This is a genomic window from Rhizobium sp. S152, from assembly GCF_030380735.1.
In the GTDB taxonomy this organism is placed as follows: Bacteria; Pseudomonadota; Alphaproteobacteria; order Rhizobiales; family Rhizobiaceae; genus Rhizobium.
The window spans coordinates 1-23,198 of the sequence record NZ_JAUDRZ010000008.1 but is presented as its reverse complement, the minus strand read 5'-3'; the positions used below and the strand labels follow the sequence as shown (position 1 = coordinate 23,198).

Sequence of the window (23,198 nt, the reverse complement as noted above, 5' to 3'; positions counted from 1 at the left end):
TCAAAGACGCGTGGCGCAGCAAAGGCCCTCCACAAGCCTAATCGAGGACATGATGAGCGAATTCAAGAAACTGGTCTTCTCCGGCGTTCAGCCGACCGGCAATCTGCATCTCGGCAACTATCTCGGCGCGATCCGCAAGTTCGTGGCGCTGCAGGACGGCAACGACTGCATCTACTGCGTGGTCGACATGCATGCGCTCACCGCGCAGCTGGTGCATGAGGACATGCCGAACCAGATCCGCTCGATCGCCGCCGCCTTCATCGCCGCCGGCATCGACCCTGAGAAGCATATCGTCTTCAACCAGTCGGCCGTGCCGCAGCATGCGGAACTCGCCTGGATCTTCAACTGCGTGGCGCGCATCGGCTGGATGAACCGCATGACGCAGTTCAAGGACAAGGCAGGCAAGGACCGCGAGCAGGCCTCGCTTGGCCTCTACGCCTATCCGAGCCTGATGGCGGCCGACATTCTCGTCTATCGCGGAACGCATGTTCCTGTTGGCGACGACCAGAAGCAGCATCTCGAACTTGCCCGCGACATCGCGATGAAGTTCAACCTCGATTACGCCGAGCATATCCGCAAGGCCGGATACGGGGTGGATATCACCGTCGGCAAGGAGCCGGTGCATGCCTACTTCCCGATGGTCGAGCCGCTGATCGACGGCCCGGCGCCGCGCGTCATGTCGCTGCGGGATGGCACCAAGAAGATGTCGAAGTCGGACCCGTCCGATCTGTCGCGCATCAACCTGATGGACGACGAGGACGCGATCTCGAAGAAGATCCGCAAGGCCAAGACCGATCCGGATGGCTTGCCGAGCGAGCTCGACGGCCTGCAGGGTCGCCCGGAGGCCGACAACCTCGTCGGCATCTACGCCGCACTCGCCGACACGTCGAAGGCAGCCGTGCTTTCCGAATTCGGCGGGCAGCAGTTCTCCGTGTTCAAGCCGGCGCTGATCGACCTCTCGGTCAAGGTGCTTTCGCCGATCACCGCGGAGATGCGCCGCCTGATGGACGACACCAGCCATATCGACGCGATCCTGCGCAACGGCGGCGAGCGGGCTCGCGCCCGGGCCGAAGTGACGATGAAGGAAGTCCGCGACATCGTCGGCTTCCTCTACTAGCGAGTAAATCGGGCGGCTTCGGCCGCCCGGACTTCAACGCCTTGTCGAAAGAGCCGGGGCGGCGTAGTCTGATCGGGTCCTTGAGGAGGCTCCGATGCGCGATCGCAACCTCATTCAGATCGGTACGATGGAAGTCCGCTTCGTGATCGACGAGGATCAGAGCAACGGCAGCATCGTGATCTTCGAGTTCACCGCCCCGCCGAAGGGCCGCGTGCCGGCGGCTCATTTCCACCGCGACGTCGACGAGGTGATCTACTGTCTCTCCGGCACGATGACGACGACGCTCGACGGCGTGAAGCACGAGCTGAAACCCGGCAACAGCCTGTTCATCCCGCACGGCTACGTGCATCTTCACGAGAACCTGCACAATGAAACCGCCAGGGCGCTGGTCACCATGACGCCAGGGCTGATCGGCCGGCGCTATTTCGAGGAGATCGCGCTCGTCATCAACGTTCACGGCAAGCCCGACATCGAGCATATCAAGGAGGTCATGCTGCTCTACGGCCTCATTCCAGCCTAGTAGCAGGCATTGCGTCGGGCGATTCCGCTGACCCAAAACGGGGCTTGCAAATTCCCGAAATCGGGTGTCAGAGTCCGCCCATGGTATCAAAGCGACTCTCCCGGCTCGAAGGCCACCGCCGCAAATTCATGGCTGTCATCGATGACACCCCCGAATGCCAGCGCGCCGTTCATTATGCCGGCCGGCGCGCCAAGAACTCCAATGGCGGCCTCGTCTTGATCTACGTGATCCCGGAAGGCGACTTCCAGCAGTGGCTGGGCGTGGAGGAGATCATGCGGGCCGAAGCGCGCGAGGAGGCGGAAGCCGTGGTCGCCAAGTCGGCGCAGGTGGTTCGCGAAAACATCGGCATCGACCCGGAGATCGTCATCCGCGAGGGCAATGCGGCCGAGCAGATCAACGCTGTCATCGAGGAAGACCGCGACATCGCCATTCTGGTGCTGGCCGCAAGCGCGGCGAAGGAAGGACCGGGACCGCTGGTGTCTTCCGTTGCCGGACGCGGTGCCGCCTTCCCCATCCCGGTCACCGTGCTTCCCGATTCCCTGACCGACGAGGAACTCGACGCCCTGGCGTGACGTTATTTCTTGACTACAAGTCTCTTGAATAGCGCAGCCAAAGGGCTTATTTTCACTTTTGAAGAATTCTAAAGACGGCAGGAGCCCGGTGCTCGCCGCACGGAGAGCAAGATGTTCATTCAGACCGAAGCCACGCCGAACCCCGCGACGCAGAAGTTCCTGCCGGGCAAGATCGTCATGGAGAACGGCACCGCCGAGTTTCGCAACCGCGAGGAAGCCAGCGCCTCGCCGCTCGCCGCGCGCCTGTTCGAAATCCCCGGCGTGACCGGCGTCTATTTCGGCTACGACTTCATCAGCGTCTCCAAGGAAGACCAGGAGTGGCAGCATCTGAAGCCCGCCATCCTCGGTTCGATCATGGAGCACTTCATGTCCGGCAAGCCGGTCATGGGCGCCGCTTCCGTTCTCGGTGAAGCCGCTGACGCGGATGGCGAGTTCTTCGACGAGGGCGACGAGACGATCGTTCTGACCATCAAGGAACTGCTGGAGACCCGCGTTCGTCCTGCCGTTGCCCAGGATGGCGGCGACATCACCTTCCGTGGCTTCAAGGACGGTACCGTCTATCTCAACATGAAGGGCTCGTGCGCGGGTTGCCCGTCCTCGACGGCAACGCTGAAGCACGGTGTCCAGAATCTGCTGCGCCATTTCGTGCCCGAGGTGCAGGAAGTCGAAGCCGTCTGACGACCTGAACCAACATTCGCGATGACGCGGCGTTTGCAAACGCGGCGTTTTGCGATGTATGGAGCGGTGTAAAGATGGGCAGGAACGGTTTATTCGGAAATAGATGCCATGATCATACTGGCGCTCGACACCGCAGGTGTGGATTGCGCTGCTTCTGTCTATGACAGCAGCAGGAATACGGTGCTGGGGGAGGCATCGGACATGATCGGCAAGGGGCATGCAGAGCATCTGATTGGCATTGTCGACCGCGCGCTGGACCAGGCGGGCGTCGCGCTTTCCGACATCGAGCGCATTGCCGTGACCATCGGTCCGGGGTCTTTCACCGGTATTCGGGTCGGCGTCGCCGCCGCGCGCGGCTTTGCCCTTTCGCTCGGCGTTCCCGCCGTCGGCGTCACCACGCTGGCGATCATGGCCGAAGCCGAGCGGCAGAGATCGCCGGGCAAGGCGGTGCTGGCGGCCATGGATGCCAAGCGCAACGAGATCTATCTGCAGGCCTTCGATGCCGACGGCGCGCCGCTCGACGACGCCAGGGCCGCGACCGTCGAGGAGGCGCAGGCCTTCGCGGCATCGTTTGACGGTGCCATCACCGGTTCGGCGACGCCGCTGTTGCGGCCGGACGCAACAGGCGAACATGCCAACCATTTTCCCATCTCGATCGCGGCGCGCCTCGGTGCCGCCGCCGACCCTTCTGTCGGAAAGCCGAAGCCTCTTTATCTGCGTGGACCGGATGCGAAGCCGCAAGCCGGGTTTGCTATTGCGCGAGTATGACCATGTTGGAATCCTATCTGACACTGAAGGCCGAATACGAAATCATCCCGATGGACGCCGACGATTGCCACGCGGTCTCGATCCTGCACGGCGAGAGCTTCGCCCGCCCCTGGGGTGACGGGGAATTCTACAGCCTGCTTTCCCAAGACAATGTCTTCGGCTTCGTGGCGCGCCAGACCAACGCCTTCCTGAAAAAGCCGCTGCCCGGCTTCGTACTCGCCCGCCAGATTGCCGGCGAGGCGGAAATCCTGACGATCGCCGTTCAGGCCAAGGTGGGGCGCACCGGTCTCGGCTGGCGGCTGATGCAGGCCGCCATGCGCGAGGCCAAGCTTCGCGGCGGCGAGAGCATCTTCCTCGAGGTCGACGACGGCAATGCGCCGGCGCTCGGCCTCTACCGCAAGCTCGGCTTCGAGAAGGTCGGCGAACGTCGTGGATACTACAAGGATGCGCATGGCTCCGTTTCCACGGCGCTTGTCATGAAGCGCGTTCTTCGCTAGTTCCGTTTGAAACGTTGACTATCGGAAGGCGCCCCCATGACGGAAGCGGCCAAAACCCTTGAGGATCTGTGCACCGAGCGCGGCATGCGGATGACCGAGCAGCGCCGCGTCATCGCGCGCATTCTGGAAGAGTCCGAGGACCATCCCGATGTGGAAGAGCTCTATCGCCGGTCGGTGAAGGTCGACGCGAAGATCTCGATCTCCACCGTCTACCGCACCGTCAAGCTGTTCGAGGATGCCGGCATCATCGCCCGCCACGATTTCCGCGACGGCCGCTCGCGCTACGAGACCGTTCCGGAAGAGCACCACGACCACCTGATCGACCTGAAGACCGGTATCGTCATCGAGTTCCGTTCGCCTGAGATCGAGGCGCTGCAGGAGCGGATCGCCCGCGAGCACGGCTTCAAGCTCGTCGATCACCGGCTCGAGCTCTACGGCATACCGCTCAAGAAGGACGAGCTCTGATCTCATGAACGCAGCCGCGGAGTGCATGACTTGATTGCCTGGCTGCGCGTCGCTCTCGCCGGTATCGTCATCCTGATCGCCAGCGTCCTGCTCATTCCCTGGCAATTGCTCGCCTTGCGCTTCGACTGGAAGCTGCGGCGCCGGCTGCCGCGCGTCTGGCATCGCATCATCTGCTTTGCTCTCGGCATACGCGTACACGTTCACGGCAAGATGGAAACACACCGGCCGCTGATGCTCTGCGCCAACCATTCCTCGTGGATGGATATAATGGTGCTGTCGTCGGTTGCCGACGTCGCTTTCATCGCCAAGAACGAGGTGCGCGACTGGCCTATCTTCGGCACGCTCGCCAAACTGCAGAAGAGCGTGTTCGTGGTGCGCGAGGAAAAACGCAACACCGGCAACCAGGTGAGCGAGATTGCCGCCCGCATGGCCGACGGCGAGATTGTCGTTCTGTTTCCCGAAGGCACGACATCGGATGGCAACCGGCTGCTGGAGGTGAAATCCTCGCTGTTCGGCGCCGCCGCCATGGCCGTACCCGCCTCTCCCACCGGCACTGTCATCGTGCAACCGGTCGCGGTCGCCTATACCGGCGTGCACGGGCTTCCCATGGGCCGCTACCACCGCCCGCTCGCCTCCTGGCCGGGCGATGTCGAGATGTTGCCGCACCTGAAGGACATGCTGCGCTGCGGCGCCTTCGACGTCGACGTCTGTTTCGGGGAAGCGGTCTCCTACAGCGCCGAGACCAACCGCAAACAGGTCAGCGCCACTATCGCCAGCCGTATTCGGGCGATGCTGGGTGCGGCGCTGCGCGGACGGGATGTCCAGCCGTAAAAGCCGTTGCCGACAACTGCATAATCTTGCAGACTTCAACGCTGACGCTGGAGAACCGCCTGGCATGGCAAAGCGAAAAGCAGAAGCAAACACAGATTGGGCACACATCCGGGCGCTCTCCAATGGCGAGATCGAGCGCATGGCGAAAGAGGATGCCGAGAACCCTGCCAGCAAGGCAGCCGATTGGGGCCGATGCCGTGATCGAGCTCCCCAAGTTCAACGCCACCGGAAGACGGGATAACAAGCCCTTTTCTCGCGCGTCAAAAACCACTAAATAGCGCGGCATGACCCAGGACAGCGCCCTCCTCCCGGCCCCGGAGACCACACTCCGCGATGGCAGCAACAGCCGCAAGGTTTTCATCAAGACCTACGGCTGTCAGATGAACGTCTACGACAGCACGCGGATGAGCGATGCGCTTGCCCGTGACGGCTACGAGCCGACGGAGGTCATGGAAGAGGCCGACCTGGTACTGCTCAACACCTGTCATATCCGCGAGAAGGCGGCCGAGAAGGTTTACTCGGCGCTCGGGCGGCTGCGCGACATGAAGAAGGAGCGCAACAAGGAAGGCCGCGAGTTCATGATCGGTGTGGCCGGTTGCGTGGCGCAGGCGGAAGGCGAAGAAATTCTTCGCCGGGCGCCGGCCGTCGACGTCGTCATCGGGCCGCAGACCTATCACCGGCTGCCGGAAGCGTTGCGCAAGGCCAAGGAAGGCCAGCGGATCGTCGATACGGAATATGCGCTGGAAGACAAGTTCGAGCATCTGCCGATCGCCGAAGCGAAGAAAATCCGGGCGCGCGGCGTGACCGCGTTTCTCACGGTGCAGGAAGGCTGCGACAAGTTCTGCACCTTCTGCGTGGTCCCCTATACGCGCGGCTCGGAAGTGTCGCGCCCGGCCTCCCAGATCGTCGAGGAAGCGCAGAAGATGGTCGAGGGCGGCGTGCGCGAGATCACGCTGCTCGGCCAGAACGTCAATGCCTGGCATGGCGCCGGCCCTAACGGCCAGGAATGGACGCTGGGCGATCTGCTCTACAGGCTGGCCGAAATCCCCGGGCTTGCCCGGTTGCGCTACACTACCAGCCACCCACGCGACATGGACGACCGGCTGATCGAGGCGCATCGCGACTTAAGGGCGCTGATGCCCTACCTGCATCTTCCGGTTCAGGCGGGATCCGACCGGATCCTGAAGGCGATGAACCGCCGCCATACGGCTGCCGAATACCTGACGCTCATCGACCGTATCCGCGCGGCGCGGCCGGACATCGCCCTTTCGGGTGATTTCATCGTCGGCTTTCCGGGGGAGACAGACCAGGATTTTGAGGATACACTGAGGCTAGTGGAGAAAGTCCGCTATGCGCAGGCCTTCTCCTTCAAATACTCGACGCGGCCGGGTACGCCCGGCGCTGATCTGAAGGACCAGGTGCCGGAAGAGATCAAGGCAGAACGGCTCGAACGCCTGCAGGCGCTTCTCCTGAAGCAGCAGCAGGAATTTGCCGAATCCTGCGTCGGGAAGACCATCGAACTGTTGCTCGAAAAGCCCGGCCGTATGTCTCAACAACTTATCGGCCGTTCACCCTGGCTTCAGTCGGTGAATGTTGATGCAAAGACATCGCAAATCGGTGACATTATTAAAGTGCGAATCACAGGTACCGGACCGAACAGCCTGTTTTCCGAGATGGTAGAGGCTGGTGCCTAACTCAAGGAGCTCGACCGCTTGAACGGACAAGAATTGGTTTCTTCTTCACCGCGCCACCCACGTATCGCGAGCGACGCCAATCACTTTATTCTGACGTTCGAAAACAACCGGTTCGCCAGCGAACTGTTTGGCCAATTCGACCAGAACCTCAAGCTACTCGAGGAACGCCTCAATATCGACGCCCGAGCGCGTGGCAATTCGGTGGTCATCTCCGGAGACATCGTCGCCACCAATCAGGCGCGGCGCACGCTCGACTATCTCTACGACAAGCTCCAGAAGGGCGGCAGCGTCGAGCGATCCGACGTCGAGGGCGCGATCCGCATGGCTGTCGCAGCCGACGACCAGCTGAGCCTGCCGACGATGGAGCGCAAGGCCAAGCTGACGATGGCGCAGGTCTCGACGCGCAAGAAGACCATCATTGCCCGCACGCCGACGCAGGACGCGTATCTGAGGGCGCTGGAGCGCTCCGAACTCGTCTTCGGCTGTGGCCCCGCCGGTACCGGCAAGACCTATCTCGCCGTCGCCTATGCGGCGCAGCTGCTCGAGCGCGGCGCGGTCGAGAAGATCATCCTCTCGCGCCCGGCCGTCGAAGCCGGCGAGCGCCTCGGCTTCCTGCCCGGCGACATGAAGGAGAAGGTCGACCCCTATCTCCGCCCGCTCTATGACGCGCTCTACGACATGATGCCGGCCGACAAGGTCGATCGTGCGATCACGGCGGGTGTCATCGAAATCGCACCGCTCGCCTTCATGCGCGGTCGCACGCTGTCGAATGCCGCTGTCATCCTCGACGAGGCGCAGAACACCACGTCGATGCAGATGAAGATGTTCCTGACTCGTCTCGGCGAGAACTCCAGGATGATCGTGACCGGCGACCCGAGCCAGATCGACCTGCCGCGCGGCGTCAAGTCGGGACTTGTCGAGGCGCTGCAGCTCCTGAACGGGGTTGAGGGCATCTCGATCGTTCGCTTCAAGGACACCGATGTCGTCCGCCATCCGCTGGTCGGCCGCATCGTGCGGGCCTACGACGCCACCTATGCAACAGAGACCCCAGAGGTCACCCAGCAGGACTGATGGCCGAACTCGACATACAGATCAGCATCGAGGAGGGCCAATGGCCCTCCGAGGATGACTTGCATGCAATGGCGGAGCGCGTTCTCGAAACGGCTGCCACCTATCTGCGCGAAAACGAGAAGCAACCCTTCCCGAAGATGATACCGGAGGTGTCGCTGGTCTTCACCGACGATGCCTCGATACAGGACATCAACGCGGAATGGCGCGGCAAGGACAAGCCGACCAACGTGCTCTCCTTCCCGGCTTTTCCGGTGACGCCGGGCAAGGTTCCCGGCCCGATGCTCGGCGATATCATCATCGCCCAAGAGACCGTGGCCCGCGAGGCGATCGACCTGGAGAAGAGTTTCGACGATCACCTCACCCACCTAATGGTGCATGGCTTCTTGCATCTCTTCGGCTACGATCATAATAATGATGCCGAAGCCGAGATAATGGAGCGGCTGGAGACTCGCATTCTGGCGAAGCTCGGCCTATCTGACCCATACGAGGGTCAAGACCTTAAAATGGAACCATGAGCGACTTTACGACGAGACCGGCCTCCGAGGCCAAAGACGCCGATCAATCCTCCTCCACCGACGACGGTGGCAGTAGTAGCAGGCAGTCCGGACGATCCCAATCATTCTGGTCGCGCGCGGCGCGCATATTGAGGCCGCAGCAAAGCTCGCGGCTGCGCGAGGACCTGACCGACGCGCTGATGACAGACGCCAGCGAGGACGACGGCTTTTCGCCTGACGAACGGGCGATGCTGCACAACATCCTGCGCTTCCGCGAAGTGCGCGTTGCCGACGTGATGGTGCCGCGTGCCGATATCGAGGCGGTGGACCAGAGTATCACCATCGGCGAGCTGATGATCCTGTTCGAGGAATCCGGGCGCTCGCGCATGCCTGTCTACGCCGAAACGCTTGATGATCCGCGCGGCATGGTGCACATCCGCGACCTGCTCTCCTACGTCGCCAAACAGGCGCGCAACAAGCGCCGCGGCTCGACCAAGGCGGTGAAGCCGGCAGAGCCGATGGTCGAGGTCGCGCCGGAAAACCTGCAGAAGCAGCCGCGCGTCGCCAAGCCGAATTTCGACCTTGCCCGCGTGGACCTGCAGAAGACACTCTCCGAAGCGGGTATCATCCGCAAGATCCTGTTCGTGCCGCCGTCTATGCTGGCATCCGACCTCCTGCGTCGCATGCAGGTGAATCGCACGCAGATGGCGCTGGTGATCGACGAATATGGCGGCACCGACGGACTGGCCTCGCACGAGGACATCGTCGAGATGGTCGTCGGCGATATCGACGACGAGCACGATGACGAAGAAGTGATGTTCAAGCGGGTGTCCGAGGACGTCTTCGTGGCCGATGCGCGCGTCGAGCTCGAGGAGATCGCCGAGGCGATCGGCCCGGATTTCGACATCGCCGAACAGGTGGACGAGGTAGACACCCTCGGTGGCCTGATCTTCTCCGAGCTCGGACGTATCCCGGTTCGTGGCGAGGTCGTCCAGGCGCTGCCCGGCTTCGAGTTCCACATTCTCGACGCCGATCCCCGGCGCATCAAGCGTGTGCGGATTACCCGCAAGCGGCAGGCGATCCGCCGGCGCGCCAAGGCGGATGGCGACGGCACGATGGGACCGGAGCACGGGGACGAACGGCCGGCAGAAGCACCGACGGCCAACTGAACCACCGCCCGCGCCGCAAGGCACGACAAATCATCGCTTTTTTGAAAGACTGCGCTGCGAGGTGATTCGCGGCTGACAGGAGTGCGCATGGAGCGGCTGGCGGACAGGGTGATCCTGGCCTGGGGTTGGAAGAGGGCGGCACTGGCCGTTCTGGCGGGCGCGATCGGCGTTCTGGCGCTTCCGCCCATCGGCTTCTTCGCCGCCATGTTCGTCTCCTTCACGCTGCTTGTCTGGCTGATCGATGGTGCCGCCGCCGCCCCCAACAGCGGCTTCATCCGCCGGCTCTGGCCGTCGTTTGCGATCGGCTGGCTGTTCGGCTTCGGCTATTTCGTCGCCGGGCTCTGGTGGCTTGGCCATGCGCTGATGATCGACGCGGAAGAGTTCGCTTGGGCGCTGCCGCTGGCGGTCTTCGGCCTGCCTGCGGTGCTGGCGATCTACTACGGCCTTGCCACCGCCCTGGCGCGGATCTTCTGGTCCGATGGCATGGGCCGGATCGCGGCGCTGGCGGCGAGCTTCGGGCTGATGGAGTGGCTGCGGGGCGTGCTCTTTACCGGCTTCCCCTGGAACGCCATCGGCTATGCGATGACGCCGGCGCCGATCATGATGCAATCGGCCCATATCATCGGCATAACAGGCATCACCGCGCTTTCCGTCTTCATCTTCGCGGCCCCTGCCCTCCTCGGCACGCGGCTCGGCGCCAGACCGGGTGTCGCGCTCGCCGCGATCCTGCTCGTCGCCCATGTCGGCTATGGCGGTTATGTGCTTTACGGGATGCCGCGCCCGGAGAAGCCTTCCGACGACAAGAGCCCGGTCATTCGGCTGGTCCAGCCGATGATCGACCAGACGGCGAAGATGGATACCGACGGCGACCGGGCTGAAATCTTCGAGAAGCACCTCAGGCTTTCCGCCGAGCCGCCCAAGGACGGCGGCAGGAAGCCCGACATCATCGTCTGGCCCGAGACCTCCGTTCCCTTCATCCTGACCGACAATCAGGATGCCCTGACGCGGATCGCCGACACGCTCGACGACAACCAGATCCTGATCGCCGGCGCCGTGCGCGTCGAGGACATGGGACCGGGCATTGCGCCGCGTTACTACAATTCAATCTATGTGATCGACGGCCGCGGACAGATCATCGGCGCCGCCGACAAGGTGCATCTGGTTCCCTTCGGCGAATATGTGCCGTTCGAGAATATTCTCACCGAGTTCGGCATCCAGAACGTGGTCGAGATGCCGGGTGGATTTTCGGCGGCCGCCACGCGGCAGATGCTGACGCTGCCAAATGGGCTCAAGCTCTATCCGCTGGTCTGCTACGAGGCCATTTTCCCGGATGAAATGACCGGCGACATCGCCTCGGCCGATGCCATCCTGAACGTCACCAACGATGCCTGGTTCGGCAACACGCCCGGCCCCTACCAGCACTTCCAGCAGGCCAGAGTGAGGGCGGTGGAAACAGGTTTGCCGCTGATTCGCGATGGAAATAGTGGTATTTCAGCACTCGTGAACTCGCGTGGGGAGATTATCGCAGGTCTAAAGCTCAACGAAACAGGTTTTATTGATGCAACTACCGATGGATATGCTCAATTAGCCTTTCCTGCGCACCTGCGGCAGACTAACTTCTGGTTGATCGAGATACTTTTACTTGTAATTGCGATGGTTTCGCGTTCCGGTTTTGTTTCGCGGCGGAATTGACCAAAAACCCCTAAAATTGCATAGTGGTTGCGATCGGCGTTCTTAACGTATGTTTGGAAGTGTTTATCAACACTTTCAACGTGGCGTTTGGGGAATGGGTTTGGGCATGCCGGTTTGAGCAAAGTTGAAATTATTTGTTAGGGCACGACCATGATTGAAAATAAGAAGAAACCGAACCCGATCGACATCCATGTGGGCAGTCGCATCCGTCTTCGCAGAACAATGCTGGGAATGAGCCAGGAAAAACTGGGGGAAAGCCTTGGTATTACCTTCCAGCAGATCCAGAAATACGAAAAAGGCACGAACCGCGTCGGCGCGAGCCGCCTTCAGAATATTTCCAGTATATTGAACGTTCCGGTTTCCTTCTTCTTCGAAGATGCGCCGGGCGAGCATCAGAGCACGGCCACCGGCATGGCCGAAGCGTCGAGCTCGAACTATGTGGTCGACTTCCTCTCCTCTTCCGAAGGTTTGCAACTCAACCGCGCCTTCGTGAAGATCACCGACCCCAAGGTTCGCCGCAAAGTGGTCGAGCTCGTGAAGGCGCTGGCGGCGGAAGCCGACGCCGAATAAATCGCCACTCAGAATTCAACAAAATTGGAAAAGCGGCCGTAACGGCCGCTTTTCTGCGTTTTTCGGGCATAATTTGCCAAGTTGTCGCAGATATAAAGATATATTTATGTCCTTCTGCGCTTGTTTTTCGTGCTCTAAATGGGTACCAACCTACGCAGCAATTCTTGTTCTTTGAGGGAAATCCCGAAATGCGCGCCAACTACCTCTTCACCAGTGAATCCGTCGCCGAAGGTCACCCGGACAAGGTGTGTGACCGGATCTCGGACGAGATCGTGGACCTGGTCTATCGCGAAGCCGCTAAGACCGGCATCAATCCCTGGGGCGTCCGTATCGCCTGCGAAACGCTGGCGACCACCAACCGCGTGGTCATCGCCGGCGAAGTTCGTCTGCCGCCGAGCTTGATGAAGAAGGACAAGGACGGCAACGACGTCATCAACCCGTCGAAGTTCAAGGCAGCCGCCCGCCGCGCCATCAAGGACATCGGCTACGAGCAGGACGGCTTCCACTGGAAGAAGGCGAAGATCGACGTGCTGCTGCACTCGCAGTCGGCCGACATCGCCCAGGGCGTCGACAACGCCGCCGACCAGCAGGGCGACGAGGGCGCCGGCGACCAGGGCATCATGTTCGGCTACGCCTGCAAGGAAACGCCTGACCTGATGCCGGCGCCGATCTACTACTCGCACAAGATCCTGCAGCTGCTCGCAGCCGCCCGCAAGAAGGGCGACGGCGACGTCGCCAAGCTCGGCCCCGACGCCAAGAGCCAGGTGACCGTCCGCTACGTCAACGGCAAGCCGGCCGAGGTGACGTCGATCGTTCTTTCCACGCAGCATCTCGATGACAGCTGGGACTCGAAGAAGGTCCGTGCCGTCGTCGAACCCTACATCCGCGAAGCCCTGGGCGAGCTGCCGATCGCCGACGATTGCAAGTGGTACATCAACCCGACCGGCAAATTCGTCATCGGCGGTCCTGACGGCGACGCCGGCCTCACCGGCCGCAAGATCATCGTCGACACTTACGGCGGTGCGGCTCCGCATGGCGGCGGCGCATTCTCCGGCAAGGACACGACCAAGGTCGACCGTTCGGCCGCCTACGCCGCCCGCTACCTCGCCAAGAACGTCGTGGCCGCCGGCCTTGCCGAGCGCTGCACGATCCAGATTTCCTACGCCATCGGCGTCGCGCAGCCGCTGTCGATCTATGTCGACCTGCACGGCACCGGCAAGGTGACGGAAGACCAGGTCGAAGCCGCGATCCGCAAGACGATGGACCTGTCGCCGACGGGCATCCGCCGTCATCTCGACCTCAACAAGCCGATCTACGCCAAGACCTCCGCCTACGGCCATTTCGGCCGCAAGGCCGGCCGCGACGGCTCGTTCTCGTGGGAGCGCACGGACCTCGTGAAGCCCCTCAAGGAAGCAATCAAGGCTTAAGGCAAAGCAATGACCGATATGGAACGTCGCGGCCGCGCGACCGAGGCTTTCTTCGGTCGTCGCAAGGGTAAGGCACTTCGCGGACAACAGGCGGAGAAGCTCAGCACCCTCCTGCCGGCGTTCATCATTGACCTCTCAGCGGCTCCACCGGAGCCGCTGAGCACGCTCTTTCCCGTCGAGACCAACCGGCTGAGGCTGGAAATCGGCTTCGGCGGCGGCGAGCACCTGATCCACCGCGCTACCGAGACGCCTTCGACCGGGTTCATCGGCGTCGAGCCCTTCATCAATTCTATGCAGAAGCTGCTATCAAGCGTCGACAATGCAGGCGCTCGCAATGTGCGCGTCTTCAATGACGACGCGACGCAGCTGCTCGACTGGTTGCCGGATGGATCGATCGACCAGATCGACCTGCTCTATCCCGACCCCTGGCCGAAGCGGAGGCACTGGAAGCGCCGCTTCGTCTCCAAGACCAATCTCGACCGTTTCCATCGCGTGCTGAAGCCCGGCGGACTGTTCTGCTTCGCTTCCGACATCGACACCTATGTAAACTGGACGCTGCTCAAGTGCCGCGACCACGGCGGCTTCGACTGGCAGGCCAGCAACGCTGCCAACTGGCTGACGCCCTACGAGGGCTGGCCGAGCACGCGCTACGAGGCCAAGGCCCGGCGCGAAGGGCGGTCTTCTGCGTATCTGACGTTCAAGCGGGTGTGAGGCGATCAGGCGAGGCTGGAGATGAGATCATATCTGGCCGAGCTTCGCAGCCTTGTCGGCAACCGTTTGCTACTGCTTCCGTCCGTCGCCGCCGTCATCCATGACGAGGCAGGGCGTCTGCTGCTGCAGGAGAAATCATCCGGGGAAGGCTGGAGCCTCCCCGCCGGCGCCATTGAGCCTGGCGAGACGCCGCAGGACGCCATCATCCGGGAGGTGATGGACGAGACCGGCCTTGTGGTCACGTCGACCAGCATTCTCGGCGTCTTCGGGGGAAGAAAGTTCAGATATACCTATCCGAATGGCCACCAGGTCGAATACATCGTGACGCTGTTCAAATGCGAAGTACATGACAATGGTGGCGGCTGGACGGATAGCGAGACAAAATCTATCCGACACTTCGCGAAGGACGAGATGCCATCACTGGCACTGCCCTATCCCGTTTCAGCCTTGTTTTCCTGAGAATGAAAGAAGCATCGCCATCGATACTGGTCGATTGGCGTGCGTCCTACCCCGCCATCGCCCCGCGCGGGAGCGATGGGTGAACGACCGATGCGTTAGTGCAGGCTAACTGTCTTCAGCTCGTCTTCGGCAGCCTTGAAGAAGGTGCTCGAGCGGTTGTCGGTCAGCAGGATCGGAGTGCCGTCGGCGCCGAACAGGGCCCAGAGATCGACATTCGGATCGATATCCGGCGCTTCCGGGAAACACCGGGAAACCTCTTCCGAACGGATTTTCCTGATATAGGCGACCTCGCCGTTGCCGATGCCGGCAAGTTCGGTTTTGGTCAGGTGAGAATTGGCTTCTTTCATCAACATTCCTGTACCTCCAAGAGAAGGGACCAACGACTCAACACTAGCCGTTGTCCTACTGTGAGACCGAAATGTTAATTTTCTTCACCATGCGCGACGGCTCCGGCCGAATGAGATCGACGGAGAGAAGGCCGTTCTTCAGCGCCGCGCCGAGCACCTGCATGCCGTCTGCGAGCACGAACGTGCGCTGGAATTGACGTGCCGCGATGCCTCGATAGAGATATTCGCGATTGCCCTGATCGACCTGGCGGCCTCGGATCAGGAGCTGGTTTTCCTCGACCGATACGTCCAGTTCCTCTTCCGTGAAACCGGCAACGGCAAGGGTGATGCGAAGGCGCTCGGGATCTGCCGTCAGGCGATCGGCGGCGAGGCGTTCGATATTGTAGGGCGGATATCCGTCGCTAGCCTTGGAGAGGCGCTCCAGCGTCTTTTCCATGGCGTCGAAGCCCAGAAGAAGCGGGCTGGCGAAAGGCGTCATACGGGTCATTACGTTCCAAGTCCTTGAGGCAAGCGACCTTGCCGGACCTGCCCTGCAGCACCCGGCAACTTCTAATATGGGAACGACGGGCGCCGGCTGCAAGGCGAAACGCGCACGGCAGGCACACGCTCATCGCTTGACAAAGAGGGCGGCGCCTCGCATCAAAATGCACCCGCGCCGGCCGTGCCGATTTGCGACGGAAAAATAAACAGATGGTGCATGCATCGCTATGTGCGCCAGGAGGATGGGACAAACGGAATGGCAGAGCCGAGAAAGATCATCATCGACACCGATCCGGGGCAGGACGACGCGGCGGCGATCATGCTCGCCTTCGGCAGCCCGGAAGAGATCTCCGTGCTCGGGATCACGACGGTCGCCGGCAACGTGCCGCTCTCCTATACCAGCCGCAACGCCCGCATCATTTGCGAGCTCTGCGGCCGCACGGATATCAAGGTCTTCGCGGGCGCCGAGAAGCCGATGGTGCGCAAGCTGGTGACGGCCGAGCATGTTCACGGCAAGACGGGCCTCGACGGCCCCGAGCTCGACGAACCGACGATGGCGCTTGCACCCGGCCACGCCGTGGACTTCATCATCGAGACGCTGCGCGGCGAGCCGGAGGGCACCGTAACGCTCTGTACGCTCGGTCCGCTCACCAATATCGGCATGGCTTTCCAGAAGGCTCCCGACATCATCCCCCGCGTGCGCGAACTCGTCATGATGGGCGGCGGCTTCTTCGAGGGCGGCAACATCACGCCGGCGGCCGAATTCAACATCTATGTCGACCCTGAAGCAGCCGATATCGTGTTCCGCTCCGGTGTCCCGATCGTGATGATGCCGCTCGACGTCACCCATAAGCTCTTGACCCGCAAGGACCGCGTCAAGCGCATGGCCGAGATCGGCACCCGCCCGGCGATCGCGATGGTGGAGATGCTGGAATTCTTCGAGCGATTCGATATCGAGAAATACGGTTCGGACGGCGGCCCGCTGCATGACCCGACGGTCGTCGCCTATCTCCTGAAGCCGGAGCTTTTCAAGGGCCGCGACTGCAATGTCGAGATCGAGGTCAAGTCGGAGCTCACCGTCGGCATGACCGTGGTCGACTGGTGGCAGGTCACCGACCGCAAGCACAACGCCAAGGTCATGCGTGACGTCGATGCGGACGGCTTCTTCGATCTCCTGATCGAGCGCTTCGCCCGCATCTGATCAGGAACGGCGTTCCAGCAACTGGCAGGATGGTCGCCCATACTGTAGGATGTTCGGGACTGACGAGGACGCACATGAGACAAGACGTTATCTTCGACCATGAGAATCCCGTGACCGTTCACGATATCCTGTGGGCATGGAGCCGCGGCTACATGTCCACGAAGCGTGCAATCACCTCGCTTCATCTGGATGATGAAATGGAGCTGTACGAAACAGCTAACGACAACGACGTCCCCTACCCCGGAACGCCTTCGCGACATGACATCGAGATGGCGGAGGCGTTCATCACCGCAATCACCGACGCTGCATGACGAAACTTTCCCCGGTCACTCTGGTCATCGCTGACACGGGACCTCTCATCAGCCTCGCCGTGGTCGACAGGCTGGACCTTCTGCAGAGTTTCGGCGCGCCTGTCTTCGTGACTGACGCCGTGATGTATGAGTGCACGCGCCTCACGTCTCGGCCCGGCGCCGACCGTCTTCGAGCGTGGTTCGATGTTGCGGGAGGCAATCAGCACCGGATAGTCAAGACCCCGTTTGGCGCTGCTTACCTCGAAGCGCTGGCGCTTGAGGCTCAAGGCATAGAGGGCGCAACGAAGAACTTCGGAGAATGGGCGACAAGCTGGACGATGGACAACATCGATGCGCTTTTCCGCGACATGCTCCTGGAACCGGGGCGGCACATCGGCCTGATCATCTCGGACGACAAGGATTACCTAAACGGTCGTCCGCCGCATGCCAAGATTCCGCCAAACACCCACGTTCTCAGCACCCGCGCCTTTTTTGTCGCGCTGGAGGGACTGGGAATGATTGCGAGTGCCGAAGATCTTCGTGAGAGCATTCGGCAGAGCGGACGCCCACAGCTGGCGAAAAGTCTGATCGACCGACCATTCCGGGAGGTTGGCGAACAGTCCGATTACAGGCAGCAAATGCAGGATATTCGCGACCGCGATCTCCAACGCGACGGCAGCGATCCGGCGAACGATACCGAAATCGATCCCAAATCACGCCGCTGACACGCTGAGACACGGCGCAATTGTCCCGTGACAGGTGCCTTCAATACAAAAGCAACCGGACATTGACGCCCGGTTGCCGGATTAATCAGGCGATCGACAGACGACGCTTGGGATCAGGCGTCCTTCTGGTCGAAGATCGAGTTGGTTTCGGCTTCGACGATCTTCGGGCCGCCCTTGGCGACGCCGACCATGGCCGGGCGCAGGACGCGTTCGCCGATGGAGTAGCCGGCCTGCACGACCTGCACGACCGTGTTGTTGGGCACGTCGGGGTTCGGCACTTCGAACATCGCCTGATGGAAGTTCGGATCGAACTTCTGGCCGACCGGCTCGAGCTTGCGCACGCCGTGACGCTCCAGCGTCGACAGCATGGAGCGCTCGGTCATCTCTACGCCTTCGACCAGCGTGGAAAGGCCGGCATCGGCGGTCGCGCGGACTTCCTCGGGAACGGCATCGAGCGCGCGGCGCAGGTTGTCGGATACGGCCAGCATGTCACGGGCGAAGCCTGCCACGGCATAGGACTTGGCGTCCTTGACTTCGCGCTCGGTGCGGCGGCGAAGATTGTCCATGTCGGCGGCAAGCCGCAGGTAGCGGTCGCGCAGCTCGGCATTCTCCGCCTTCAAAAGCTCCAACGGATCGGGCTCGGATACAGCCTCGGCCGTTGCTTCAGTGTCGACGCCGGCGGCAGCATCCGCAGCGGCTTCGGCAGCAGCTGCATCAGGTCCGTTCTTCGTCGTTTCGTCGGTCATGACGTTCTCCGGTCATTGGTGTCTCTTAGGATGTGCCCGATATCGAGCTTCGGGCGCCAAAAATCAAGTCTGCGTGACGAAGAAGGGCGTCTCAGCGCTTGGAGAGGCGCGAGATCAGCTGCGCGGTGTAATCAACCATCGGGACGATGCGCGAGTAATTGAGCCGGGTCGGCCCGATGACGCCGACGGCGCCGACGATGCGGTCGTCGCCATCGCGATAGGGTGCCACGATGAGCGAGGAGCCGGAGAGCGAGAAGAGCTTGTTTTCCGAGCCGATGAAGATGCGCACGCCCGGCCCGGTTTCGGCGAGGTTCAGCAGCTCGATCAGGCTGTCCTTCTTCTCCAGATCGTCGAACAGCATGCGCAGGCGATCGATATCGTCGGCGCCGGCAAGGCCTTCGAGAAGATTGGAGCGGCCGCGGATGATGAGCTGCGTCGGCTTGCCCTCGTCGGCGCTGCCGGACCAGACCGCGATGCCGCGTTCGACCAGATCGCGGGAGAGCTCGTCGAGTTCGTGGCGGACATCGTCCTTGAGCTTGCCGAGCTGATTGCGCAGTTCCGGCAGGGTCTGGCCGGTCATGTAGGCATTGAGGAAATTGGCGGCCTCGGTGAGCTGCGAGGAGGTGACGCCGGCCGGTAGCTCGATGATGCGGTTTTCCACCTGGTCGTGATCGCCGACCAGAACCGCCAGCGCCTTGGTCGGCTCCAGGCGGATGAACTCGACGTGCTTGAGAACAGGATCGCTTTTCGAGGTGATGACGAGGCCGGCGCCGCGCGACATGCCCGACAGCATGCGGCTCGCCTCGTTCATCATCGTTTCCATGGGGTGCCCATGGGTTTCGGCGCGCACCTGGCGATCGATGCTGGCGCGATCTTCCGCCGAGAGATCGCCGACCTGCATGAAGGCATCGACGAAGAAGCGAAGACCGAACTGCGTGGGCAGGCGGCCGGCGCTGACATGCGGGGAATAGATGAGGCCGAGCTCCTCCAGATCGCTCATGACGTTGCGCACGGAGGCGGGCGACAGCGACATGGGAAGGATGCGCGACAGATTACGCGAGCCGAGTGGCTCGCCGGTTTCCAGATAGCCTTCGACGATGCGGCGAAAGATTTCCTTGGAACGCTCGTCCAGCACAGCCACGGCATCCGAAACCGACGTCGATCTGAACTCCATGAAACCTGCAAACCCTACTGAGGACAACACCATAAAATATAGTCAATCTCCCTGCCGTGACAAAAGGGAAATTGCAAATGGCGGCCGCCAATCGTAGAAGCGGTCAACAAGATAAGCACGGTTGACAGTCCCCCGGAGGCGCATGCGCCTTTTCGGGCTTTGGTTCAGGAGAATAGCATGCGGCCCTCAGGCAGAAAAACCGACCAGATGCGCAAGGTCACCTTCGAGCGCAACTTCTCCAAGCACGCCGAGGGCTCCTGTCTCGTCAAGTTCGGCGACACGCATGTGCTTTGCACCGCGAGCCTGGAAGAGAAGACGCCGCCGTGGCTGCGCAACACCGGCAAGGGCTGGGTCACCGCGGAATACGGCATGCTGCCGCGCGCTACCGGCGACCGCATGAAGCGCGAAGCCGCTGCCGGCAAGCAGGGTGGCCGCACCCAGGAAATCCAGCGCCTGATCGGCCGGTCGCTGCGCGCCGTGGTCGACCTCAAGGAACTCGGCGAACGTCAGATCACGCTCGACTGCGACGTGATCCAGGCCGACGGCGGCACCCGCACGGCATCCATCACCGGCGCATGGATCGCCCTTTACGACTGCCTGAAGTGGATGGAAAGCCGCAACATGATCAAGGTCGAGCGTGTGCTCAAGGACCATGTTGCTGCGATCTCCTGCGGGGTCTTCGCCAGCCAGCCGGTCATCGATCTCGACTATCTCGAGGATAGCTCCGCCGAGACGGATGCGAACTTCGTCATGACCGGCTCCGGCGGGATCGTCGAAGTGCAGGGTACGGCGGAAGGTGCGCCGTTCAGCGAAGAAGAGTTCGGCGCGCTGATGGCGCTTGCGAAGAACGGCATTGCCGAGTTGGTGGAGATGCAGAAGGCGGCGATTGCCTGAGGGGATCTGAATAACGACCCCTCCCCACAGAGGGGAGGGCTTAACCCGGCCTAGCCCTCGACGCCCAATTGAGGCAAGCGGGCGCGCCCAGCGGTTCTCCCCCCTTGTGGGGGAGATGGCCGGCAGGCCAGAGAGGGTCTTGGCCAAGTACGCAAAGCCCCCCGGAGAATGACACCATGATCGACGGCATTCTTGAAACCGCGCTTTATGTCGACGATCTCGATGCCGCCGAACGCTTCTATGGCGATATTCTCGGCCTCGAGAAGGTCTTGCGCCATGACAACCGACACGTCTTCTTTCGCTGCGGCCCCGGCATCCTTCTGATCTTCAACCGCCGCGAAACCATCAAGCCGCCCGCCTCCGACGCCCTGCCGGTTCCGCCGCATGGTACGAGCGGCGCGGGGCACGCCTGTTTCCGCGTGAGTGCGGAAGCGATTGACTTGATCGCGGAAAAGCTCAACAAGGCGGGTGTTTCCATCGAAAGCGATTTTTGCTGGCCGAACGGGGCGCGATCGATCTATTTCCGCGATCCTGATGGCAACAGCCTCGAATGCGCCGAAGCCAAACTCTGGAATCTTTGAAAGACAGACCATGCGCAAGCTCGATACCAAGACCATCGTCGTCGCCAGCCACAATGCCGGCAAGATCCGCGAGATCGCCGACCTCATCGGTCCATTTGGCTTTTCGGCGAAATCGGCCGCCGAGCTGAATTTCGCCGAGCCTGATGAGACCGGCACAACCTTCGAGGAAAACGCGACGATCAAGGCGCTGGCCTCGGCGGAAGCTTCCGGCCTGCCGTCGCTCTCCGACGACAGCGGCCTCGTGATCGATGCGCTTGGTGGCGATCCGGGTGTGTACACGGCCAACTGGGCAGAAACGGCCGACGGCACGCGCGACTTCGCGATGGCGATGCAGAAGGTCGAGACGGCGTTGGAGAAGGTTGGGGCGGTAAAGCCGGAACAGCGCACGGCGCGCTTCGTCAGCGTTCTGTGCCTGGCATGGCCGGATGGACATACGGAGCTCTTCCGGGGAGAGGTCGAGGGCACTGTCGCCTGGCCGCCGCGCGGCACTGCCGGATTCGGCTATGATCCGGTCTTCCAGCCCGAGGGCTATGAGACTACATTCGGCGAGATGAGCGCGGAGGAAAAGCACGGCTGGAAGCCCGGCGACGCGCAAGCCCTTTCGCACCGCGCCCGCGCCTTCAAGATCTTCGTCGAAACCTGCCTGGACGCCTAAGAGCGATCGTGGACACTTTGGAACAGCCCAACCTGACGCGCTATGCATCTCTTTTGCCCGATACCGGCGAGCCCGGTTTCGGCGTCTACGTGCATTGGCCGTTCTGTGCCGCCAAGTGCCCCTATTGCGACTTCAACAGCCATGTGCGCCATCAGCCTGTGGACCAGGAGCGCTTCACCGCCGCCTTCCTGAAGGAGATGGCGGCGATGCGGCGGCTGAGCGGCCCGAAGACGGTGACCAGCGTATTTCTCGGCGGCGGCACGCCGTCGCTGATGAACCCATCGACGGTCTCGGCCATTCTCGACGGCATCGCCAAAGAGTGGCACATGCCCGATGGCATCGAGATCACCATGGAGGCCAACCCCTCCAGCGTCGAGGCCGAGCGTTTTCGCGGCTACCGCGCCGCCGGTGTCAACCGCGTGTCGCTTGGCGTGCAGGCGCTGAACGATCGTGACCTCAAGTTCCTCGGGCGACTGCATGACGTCGAGGATGCGCTGAAGGCGATCAAGCTGGCGCGCGACATCTTTCCGCGCATGTCGTTCGACCTGATCTACGCCCGTCCCAAGCAGACGGTGGAAGAATGGGAGCGCGAGCTCAAGGAGGCGATCTCCTACGCCGTCGACCACCTGTCGCTCTACCAGCTGACGATCGAGGAGGGCACGCCCTTCTTCGGGCTGCACAAGATGGGCAAGCTCGTCGTGCCCGACGACGACCAGTCGGCGGCGCTCTACGAGGCGACGCAGGAGATCACCGCGGCCGAGGGCATGCCCGCCTACGAGGTCTCCAACCACGCCCGCCCGGGCGCGGAAAGCCGCCACAACCTCACCTACTGGCGCTACGGCGACTATGCCGGCATCGGCCCCGGCGCGCACGGCCGGCTGACCCGCGGCCCGACCAAGCTCGCCACCGCCACCGAGCGCAAGCCGGAAGCCTGGCTCGAGCTGGTGGAGCGCGACGGCCACGGCGTGCTCGAACAGGAACAGCTCGGTTATGACGAACAGGCCGACGAACTGCTCTTGATGGGGCTGCGCCTCACCGAGGGCGTCGACCTCGCCCGCTGGCAGCAACTCTCCGGCCGCGATCCGGACCCGAAGCGCGAAGAATTTTTACTGGAACACGGGTTTATCGAACGCATCGGCAACTCGCGCCTGCGCTGCACGCCGTCGGGGATGCTGATCTTGGATTCGGTGGTGGCTGATTTGGCTTGTTGAATTGGGGTGTGGGGCTTCTGGAGAGGCTTACGCAAGTGGCCCCCTCATCCGCCTGCCGGCACCTTCTTGGATGATCAAAATATGAGATAATTGTTTCTGCCGGGCGGGTAGCCGCCCGCCCGGCAGCTGGTTGTCGGATCGTCACCTTCTTAGCCGTTT

General features: G+C 62.0%; 28 protein-coding genes. 24 read left to right on the top strand and 4 right to left on the bottom strand.

All coding sequences use genetic code 11. The features are described from left to right. The first annotated feature begins 52 nt into the window (after positions 1–52). From trpS to QTL95_RS09550, 17 genes are all read left to right on the top strand, one after another. Positions 53–1,117: a tryptophan--tRNA ligase gene (trpS, locus tag QTL95_RS09630; protein WP_289719761.1), complete on the top strand. Its 1,065-nt coding sequence runs from the start codon at positions 53–55 to the stop codon at positions 1,115–1,117. Positions 1,118–1,211: 94 nt separating this feature from the next. Next, on the top strand, positions 1,212–1,637 hold the full coding sequence (locus QTL95_RS09625) for a cupin domain-containing protein (RefSeq protein ID WP_289719760.1): 426 nt from the start codon (positions 1,212–1,214) through the stop codon (positions 1,635–1,637). A gap of 80 nt (positions 1,638–1,717) precedes the next feature. Further along, positions 1,718–2,209 (top strand): universal stress protein, encoded by a 492-nt coding sequence (locus QTL95_RS09620; protein ID WP_037187931.1) that lies wholly within the window; start codon positions 1,718–1,720, stop codon positions 2,207–2,209. Positions 2,210–2,320: 111 nt separating this feature from the next. Continuing rightward, positions 2,321–2,887 carry a NifU family protein gene (locus tag QTL95_RS09615; protein WP_289719759.1) on the top strand — a complete coding sequence of 189 codons (567 nt, stop codon included), beginning with the start codon at positions 2,321–2,323 and terminating at the stop codon, positions 2,885–2,887. A gap of 108 nt (positions 2,888–2,995) precedes the next feature. Continuing rightward, on the top strand, positions 2,996–3,655 hold the full coding sequence (gene tsaB, locus QTL95_RS09610) for a tRNA (adenosine(37)-N6)-threonylcarbamoyltransferase complex dimerization subunit type 1 TsaB (RefSeq protein ID WP_289719758.1): 660 nt from the start codon (positions 2,996–2,998) through the stop codon (positions 3,653–3,655). Beyond that, positions 3,652–4,152: a GNAT family N-acetyltransferase gene (locus QTL95_RS09605; protein ID WP_442981278.1), complete on the top strand. Its 501-nt coding sequence runs from the start codon at positions 3,652–3,654 to the stop codon at positions 4,150–4,152. Before tsaB ends, QTL95_RS09605 begins: the two co-directional genes overlap by 4 nt. Positions 4,153–4,188: 36 nt before the next feature. Next, positions 4,189–4,617 (top strand): Fur family transcriptional regulator, encoded by a 429-nt coding sequence (locus QTL95_RS09600; protein ID WP_289719756.1) that lies wholly within the window; start codon positions 4,189–4,191, stop codon positions 4,615–4,617. A gap of 30 nt (positions 4,618–4,647) precedes the next feature. Continuing rightward, positions 4,648–5,448, top strand: a complete 801-nt coding sequence (locus tag QTL95_RS09595; RefSeq protein WP_289719755.1) for a lysophospholipid acyltransferase family protein — start codon at positions 4,648–4,650, stop codon at positions 5,446–5,448. A 284-nt stretch (positions 5,449–5,732) separates the two neighbouring features. After that, complete coding sequence (gene miaB, locus QTL95_RS09590; RefSeq protein WP_289719754.1) at positions 5,733–7,142, top strand: tRNA (N6-isopentenyl adenosine(37)-C2)-methylthiotransferase MiaB; 1,410 nt, start codon at positions 5,733–5,735, stop codon at positions 7,140–7,142. 18 nt (positions 7,143–7,160) lie between these two features. After that, complete coding sequence (locus QTL95_RS09585; protein ID WP_289719753.1) at positions 7,161–8,213, top strand: PhoH family protein; 1,053 nt, start codon at positions 7,161–7,163, stop codon at positions 8,211–8,213. Continuing rightward, on the top strand, positions 8,213–8,728 hold the full coding sequence (gene ybeY / locus QTL95_RS09580) for an rRNA maturation RNase YbeY (protein WP_289719752.1): 516 nt from the start codon (positions 8,213–8,215) through the stop codon (positions 8,726–8,728). Before QTL95_RS09585 ends, ybeY begins: the two co-directional genes overlap by 1 nt. Beyond that, positions 8,725–9,876, top strand: coding sequence for a hemolysin family protein (locus tag QTL95_RS09575; RefSeq protein ID WP_289719751.1), 1,152 nt, complete (start codon positions 8,725–8,727; stop codon positions 9,874–9,876). The genes ybeY and QTL95_RS09575 overlap by 4 nt, the downstream gene beginning before the upstream one ends. An 87-nt stretch (positions 9,877–9,963) precedes the next feature. After that, positions 9,964–11,568 carry an apolipoprotein N-acyltransferase gene (lnt, locus tag QTL95_RS09570; RefSeq protein ID WP_289719750.1) on the top strand — a complete coding sequence of 535 codons (1,605 nt, stop codon included), beginning with the start codon at positions 9,964–9,966 and terminating at the stop codon, positions 11,566–11,568. Between the two features lie 150 nt (positions 11,569–11,718). Then, positions 11,719–12,138, top strand: coding sequence for a helix-turn-helix domain-containing protein (locus tag QTL95_RS09565; RefSeq protein WP_289719749.1), 420 nt, complete (start codon positions 11,719–11,721; stop codon positions 12,136–12,138). 188 nt (positions 12,139–12,326) lie between these two features. Then, positions 12,327–13,565 (top strand): methionine adenosyltransferase, encoded by a 1,239-nt coding sequence (gene metK / locus QTL95_RS09560; RefSeq protein ID WP_289719748.1) that lies wholly within the window; start codon positions 12,327–12,329, stop codon positions 13,563–13,565. Positions 13,566–13,574: 9 nt separating this feature from the next. Next, positions 13,575–14,276: a tRNA (guanine(46)-N(7))-methyltransferase TrmB gene (gene trmB / locus QTL95_RS09555; protein ID WP_289719747.1), complete on the top strand. Its 702-nt coding sequence runs from the start codon at positions 13,575–13,577 to the stop codon at positions 14,274–14,276. A gap of 21 nt (positions 14,277–14,297) precedes the next feature. Continuing rightward, positions 14,298–14,735 carry an NUDIX domain-containing protein gene (locus QTL95_RS09550; protein ID WP_289719746.1) on the top strand — a complete coding sequence of 146 codons (438 nt, stop codon included), beginning with the start codon at positions 14,298–14,300 and terminating at the stop codon, positions 14,733–14,735. A 95-nt stretch (positions 14,736–14,830) separates the two neighbouring features. Here QTL95_RS09550 and QTL95_RS09545 read toward each other — a convergent pair whose 3' ends face one another. Then, the gene (locus tag QTL95_RS09545; RefSeq protein WP_037187970.1) at positions 14,831–15,088 is read right to left on the bottom strand and encodes a DUF1150 family protein; all 258 of its coding nucleotides are present in this window, start codon (positions 15,086–15,088) and stop codon (positions 14,831–14,833) included. A 49-nt stretch (positions 15,089–15,137) separates the two neighbouring features. Beyond that, entirely contained in the window at positions 15,138–15,569 is a 432-nt protein-coding gene (locus QTL95_RS09540; RefSeq protein WP_037187971.1) for an Hsp20 family protein, read from the bottom strand. A gap of 249 nt (positions 15,570–15,818) precedes the next feature. On the opposite strand from QTL95_RS09540, the gene QTL95_RS09535 reads away from it, so the two are divergent. The 3 genes from QTL95_RS09535 to QTL95_RS09525 all read left to right on the top strand — a co-directional run bounded on the left by QTL95_RS09535 (position 15,819) and on the right by QTL95_RS09525 (position 17,778). Continuing rightward, complete coding sequence (locus QTL95_RS09535) at positions 15,819–16,763, top strand: nucleoside hydrolase (protein WP_289719745.1); 945 nt, start codon at positions 15,819–15,821, stop codon at positions 16,761–16,763. A 74-nt stretch (positions 16,764–16,837) separates the two neighbouring features. Further along, a complete protein-coding gene (locus QTL95_RS09530) occupies positions 16,838–17,074 on the top strand; it encodes a hypothetical protein (protein WP_289719744.1) in 237 nt (78 codons plus the stop codon). Next, positions 17,071–17,778 (top strand): hypothetical protein, encoded by a 708-nt coding sequence (locus QTL95_RS09525; RefSeq protein ID WP_289719743.1) that lies wholly within the window; start codon positions 17,071–17,073, stop codon positions 17,776–17,778. Before QTL95_RS09530 ends, QTL95_RS09525 begins: the two co-directional genes overlap by 4 nt. 113 nt (positions 17,779–17,891) lie before the next feature. On the opposite strand, the gene grpE is transcribed toward QTL95_RS09525, so the two are convergent. Together grpE and hrcA are read right to left on the bottom strand one after the other, a co-directional pair. Next, positions 17,892–18,524: a nucleotide exchange factor GrpE gene (grpE, locus tag QTL95_RS09520; RefSeq protein ID WP_289719741.1), complete on the bottom strand. Its 633-nt coding sequence runs from the start codon at positions 18,522–18,524 to the stop codon at positions 17,892–17,894. Between the two features lie 91 nt (positions 18,525–18,615). Then, positions 18,616–19,698 (bottom strand): heat-inducible transcriptional repressor HrcA, encoded by a 1,083-nt coding sequence (gene hrcA / locus QTL95_RS09515; RefSeq protein WP_289719740.1) that lies wholly within the window; start codon positions 19,696–19,698, stop codon positions 18,616–18,618. 177 nt (positions 19,699–19,875) lie between these two features. On the opposite strand from hrcA, the gene rph reads away from it, so the two are divergent. The 4 genes from rph (at position 19,876) to hemW (ending at position 23,039) form a co-directional block, all read left to right on the top strand. Then, the gene (rph, locus tag QTL95_RS09510; protein ID WP_289719739.1) at positions 19,876–20,592 is read left to right on the top strand and encodes a ribonuclease PH; all 717 of its coding nucleotides are present in this window, start codon (positions 19,876–19,878) and stop codon (positions 20,590–20,592) included. A 176-nt stretch (positions 20,593–20,768) separates the two neighbouring features. Then, on the top strand, positions 20,769–21,173 hold the full coding sequence (locus tag QTL95_RS09505) for a VOC family protein (RefSeq protein ID WP_289719738.1): 405 nt from the start codon (positions 20,769–20,771) through the stop codon (positions 21,171–21,173). Between the two features lie 10 nt (positions 21,174–21,183). Then, complete coding sequence (gene rdgB, locus QTL95_RS09500; RefSeq protein ID WP_289719737.1) at positions 21,184–21,828, top strand: RdgB/HAM1 family non-canonical purine NTP pyrophosphatase; 645 nt, start codon at positions 21,184–21,186, stop codon at positions 21,826–21,828. Between the two features lie 8 nt (positions 21,829–21,836). Further along, positions 21,837–23,039 carry a radical SAM family heme chaperone HemW gene (gene hemW / locus QTL95_RS09495; RefSeq protein WP_289719736.1) on the top strand — a complete coding sequence of 401 codons (1,203 nt, stop codon included), beginning with the start codon at positions 21,837–21,839 and terminating at the stop codon, positions 23,037–23,039. Positions 23,040–23,198 lie beyond the last annotated feature (159 nt).